The 3,481-nt window shown below is 52.9% G+C and carries 2 protein-coding genes; one reads left to right on the top strand and one right to left on the bottom strand.

Going from position 1 to position 3,481, the window contains the following annotated elements:
* Positions 1-688: 688 nt before the first annotated feature.
* Positions 689-1,957 (top strand): PQQ-binding-like beta-propeller repeat protein, encoded by a 1,269-nt coding sequence (locus RMSM_RS13340; RefSeq protein ID WP_008696714.1) that lies wholly within the window; start codon positions 689-691, stop codon positions 1,955-1,957.
* A gap of 420 nt (positions 1,958-2,377) precedes the next feature.
* Here RMSM_RS13340 and RMSM_RS13335 read toward each other — a convergent pair whose 3' ends face one another.
* Positions 2,378-3,382 carry an alpha/beta fold hydrolase gene (locus RMSM_RS13335; protein WP_008696712.1) on the bottom strand — a complete coding sequence of 335 codons (1,005 nt, stop codon included), beginning with the start codon at positions 3,380-3,382 and terminating at the stop codon, positions 2,378-2,380.
* Between the last annotated feature and the right edge of the window lie 99 nt (positions 3,383-3,481).

The following is a 3,481-nucleotide window of genomic DNA, read 5'->3' as shown; positions in this document are numbered from 1 at the left end:
CGACGCCGCTCACTCGAATCGTGCTTCCGCCACCTCCATCAAGCGACGGATAACCGGCGAGCAGCAAGATGCGATGGGCATGAACATATTAAGGTTTCAGGACCAGTCTGCGGTGTCCCATTTTTTTGCCCCTCATGTTTTTGCCTTATTCAGCAGCCAAACGTTGACCTTGATCACACCACGACGCGGCTCACTCGACTCGTCCATTCACGACATCGACAAAACGCCATACCACAAGCCAACAAAAAGATGGAGGACAAAAACATGTCAGGGAGCAGAACCAAGTGCGGTATTCCCATCTTCCTGCCCCCTTCATTTTCCTGCCAAATTCAGTAGCCAAATGTTGACCTCGATCACAAAACGACGCGGCTCACTCGACTCGTCTTTCCGCGACATCGATGAAGCGCCATACCGCAAGCCGACAAAAGATCGAGAGGACGCGGGTGGAACAAAATCAATCCATCCGCGATGTTGGCAGTACCGTATGAGTTACAGTGAAGCCGTAGGATACATATTCGTGTTTCCATCGCACCCTTTTCTCGATCCTTGCAACTCGTACCATGGCGGTCGGCCCGGCCAATTGGTCATTGGTTCAAAGCGATGAACATCAATGGCTCCCAAATTTACCTATCTCCATATCTCTGCTGTCCTAAGTCCAGCGAGATCGGCCTCATTCAGGAAATTGAACGTGAAAACAACTCACCTCACCACGCCAATTCGGTTTGTTCTGGCATGGATGCTTGGATCATCAATGCTCGGCGGTTCGGTGTTGTCGGCCAACGACGTCATATGGCCCGGTTTTCTCGGCCCCGACCGCGACGGCTGGGTCCATCATTTTCAGCCGCCCGCTCAGTGGCCTAAATCGCTGAACAAGGTGTGGCAGGTGGATGTGGGCACCGGATATGGGTCTCCGCTGGTAGCCGAGGATCGCGTTTATCAGCACTCACGTCAGGGAGACGACGAAGTGTTGCAGTGTCTTGAACTGGCCACGGGAAAGGAGATTTGGAAGCAGACTCATGCGGTTCCCTTCAAAGCCTCGTCAGGCGGCGAGCGGCATGGCAATGGCCCAAAGTCTTCGCCCGTCCTTGCCGACGGCCGAGTCTTCACTCTCAGCAGCCTTGGTGAGATATCTGCTTGGGACGCAGAATCAGGGGATCTGTTGTGGCGCCGTGACTACCGAAAACGCTTCCCCCAGAACCACCCTAACTGGGGCGCTTCCACTTCGCCGATTGTTGACGGTGATCGCGTGGTCGCACACTTTGGCAATGACGACAAAGGAGCTTTGGTTGCGTTGGACGTGAAGACGGGCAACGAAATCTGGAGCCAGGGCAATGATGGAGCTTCTTATTCGTCGCCATTGGCTGTGGAGATTCACGGTGTCCGCCAAATCGTCGATTGGAACCATCGTGCCCTTGTGGGCGTGGACAGTGAATCAGGAGCGGCGCTGTGGGAGTTCCCGCTTCCGCAGTACACCAGCAACCAGAACATGCCGACGCCCACGTTCCACAACGGGCGGATCCTCTTGGGCGGCGAGAATCGAGGCATCTATGGTCTGGAACCAGAGCTCAAGGACGGTAAGTGGTCGGTGAAGGAGCGATGGTTCCAAAAGGACGTCGCTTTGGATATGAGCACTGCCGTGATCAACGGAGACCTGTTGTTTGGATTCTCGCACTACAAGAAGGGGCAACTATTCTGCCTCGATACGGCGACGGGTGAAGTGCTGTGGCGCGGGCCGGGACGAACGGCAAACAACGTGGCGTTCCTGTCGGTACCGGATCATGTTGTCGCCTTGCTGGACAATGGGCAACTGCAGGTGATCAAAGCCACCGCGGGTGCTCTTGAAGAAGTTGCCAGCTATCAGGTCGCAGACAGTTCCACATGGGCACCACCAGTGCTGCTAAAGAACGCTCTCCTGATCAAGGATCAAACGAGATTAACGTTGTGGTCGCTTGAGTAGTACGGTCATTGGGTGTTGCAAAACGCAATGCCCAATTCATGGACAACCAAAAAAGCTGGGGATCGTGCAGTACCGCATCTTCCTGCCCGAATCAATATCCAACGTTGTCTTCGGCAAAACGACGTCGCCGCTCACTCGGCTCGTGGTTCCGCCACTTCTAGTCAGCGGCGCTAGTGCAGCAGGCAGGAAATTGGGTTGGGCAGGAAGATGAAGAAAACTGAATTACGACGCTTTGTCGCAGCTTCGTTTCTAGCGTAGCGGAATTCGTGCGAGAGTTATCGGATCAATCTGCAAAGGCAACGAAGTCATGACAGCTTCCGCTACCAAAAACACTACAGCAAACATCGCTAAAGATCAGGTGATCTTTGGCGACATTTTCACTGGTTGTTCAAAACCGAGTTTCCTTTCTAGTGGACTCGATCACTGGCTCAACGCTTTCTCGAACTCGATGCGGAATCGGTCAAAGGCTTCGATCTGAGGCATGTGGCCGAGCCCCTCCAGCTCATACAATTGACTGTCCTCAATCTGCGCCGCAGTCTGTTTGCCGAGATTTTGGTATTGCCCCATTTCCCGATCGACTCCTGGACGCTTCCAACCACGCCCTGGCCCGGTTCGATCGCGAGTTCCGATAATCAGCCGCGTGGGCACCTCGATGTCAGCCCATTCGTTGCAAACGGGTTGCGAAAAGATCATGTCGTATGTCATCGCATTGTTCCAAGCGACTCGCTCCCAATCGGGCCCGTTGATCCAGCCAACGTGAATCTTCATCAAGTCGTCGTACGCCGATTCCCATCGGCCGTCGTAGTAGTTTTCCAGCTGATACGCTTTGATGCCAGCGGGCGTTTTTTTGATTTCGTTCTGGTAGAAGAACTGAACGTCTTTGTACTGCACGAATTTCAAATAGTCTTCCAAACCAATCGGATTCACCAAAATCAAACGATCAACGTCGCTCTGGAACATCAGTGTGTATCGGGTTGCCAGCATCCCGCCCATCGAGTGTCCGACGATGATCGTTTTTTTGATTCCAAGCTTCTCGATCAATTGCCGCGTGTTGTACGCGAGTTGAGGAAACCCAAATTGGTAGTAGGCAGGCTTGGACGATTTGCCAAACCCGATTTGATCAGGAATCAAGACGGAATAGCCTTTCGACTGCAAAAGCTTCGCCGTCTGTTCCCAGTAGGAACCGGAAAAATTCTTGCCGTGCAGCAGGACGACCGTCGGCATCGCATCAGAACCCTTCAAATGCATATACGCCATCTGCAACGTCTGTCGCTGCGACGTGAACTCAAACGTCTCGACAGGGAACGGATAGGGATATTCATCGAGTTGGGCATTGTAGGATGGCGATTCCTGACCGACCGCCGCAACCGACGTCAGTACCATCATAAACAGACTGGCGAGCACGCATCGAACAATTTGATTCATTTGAAGTTTCCCTATGGCTGCACGTTGGTATCGACTTGAATTTAGACATCTCAGAACGAACTCGTCTAATTTACTAAGGTGCAATGTCTTTTTCGGTCT

Origin of the sequence: Rhodopirellula maiorica SM1 (assembly GCF_000346295.1) — a bacterium.
Taxonomy (GTDB): domain Bacteria; phylum Planctomycetota; class Planctomycetia; order Pirellulales; family Pirellulaceae; genus Novipirellula; species Novipirellula maiorica.
This window is presented reverse-complemented; position numbering and strand designations above follow the sequence as displayed.

Bases quoted from the DNA above. Each gene is read 5' to 3' on its own strand.
- RMSM_RS13335 (WP_008696712.1), bottom strand. From the start codon at position 3,382: ATGAATCAAATTGTTCGATGCGTGCTCGCCAGTCTGTTTATGATGGTA.